The sequence below is a fragment of the Micromonospora sp. NPDC003776 genome (assembly GCF_053605645.1).
Map to the genome: position 1 here is coordinate 1 of NZ_JBSGJR010001008.1, position 1,025 is coordinate 1,025.

The 1,025-nt window shown below is 76.7% G+C and carries 1 protein-coding gene and 1 pseudogene; both read left to right on the forward strand.

The window, feature by feature from the left end:
• Window positions 1-417, forward strand: a pseudogene (locus tag ACWEVO_RS37115) (hypothetical protein); the annotation flags it as partial.
• On the forward strand, window positions 417-1,025 hold a 609-nt coding region (locus ACWEVO_RS37120), incomplete at its 3' end, for a CIS tube protein (protein ID WP_452312040.1). The pseudogene ACWEVO_RS37115 and the gene ACWEVO_RS37120, both read left to right, overlap by 1 nt.

The window sequence follows — 1,025 nt, forward strand, 5'->3', positions numbered from 1 at the left end:
GGCCGAGCGGAGCATCCGGCGTGGCCTGGCGACGCGCCGGACGGCACCCTCGGGAGCGGCCGGGAGCCGGATGGCCGCCCACCCGCCAGCGGGGGTCGGCGGTCGGCTCGGATGCCGGCCCCCGGCCTTCGGGTGCAGTTGCCGTCACCGGGCGCGCAACAGCCGCACCCGAACCGCGGCGCGGCCGGCTCGACGGGCCCGGGTCCGGAGTGGAGCAGCGCGACCCGCGCACCGTGGCCGGCGCTGCCCGGCGAGACCAGCGCCACGTCCGACCCCGCAGCCGCCGCCGGCGACGAACAGCGATCCCGGGACCCGTGGCCCGCCCTGCCGGACGACCGGGAGCTGTGGCGGCCCTCGGTGGGCCCCACCGACACCGCGCGGCTGGGCCGGCTCGACCGGGAACAGGCGGGTGACTGATGGAACGGGTCGCCTTCCTGGTGGACGAGACCGGCGTCCGGGTGGACTGTCTGCTCAACCCGGAGACCGTGCAGGTCACCCGGCTGGCCGGGGTACGCCCCCGGGGCCTGCCCGACGGCCAGCTCACCGGCGTCGGGCTGGCCGACGACCCGCTGCTGTTCACCGGCGGCGGCCGTACCGAACTGGTGCTGGACCTGCTCTTCGACATCGACTTCGTGGAGACCCAGGTACGCCCCGAGGACGTCCGCGCCCTCACCCGTCCGCTGTGGATCCTGGCGGAGAACTCCGCGGCCGAGCACGGCTGGCTGCGGCCGCCGCTGGTCCGGCTGGTCTGGGGCAAGACGTGGAACGTGCCCGGCGTCATCGTGGCGATCGCCGAACGGTTCGACGCGTTCACCCTCACCGGCACGCCCCGGCGCTCCTGGCTGCGGCTGAAGCTGGTCCGGGTGGCCGAGAACGCCGAGACCGCCCAGGCGGGCTTCGAGGAGGAACTGGCCGCCGCCGGCACGCCGGCCGTACCGCCCGGGTCCGCGGTGGTCGCCGCCGCCGACGGCGCGGCCGAGCCGGGCTTCTCCGGCGTACGGTTCGACCTGCTCGCCCACGACGCG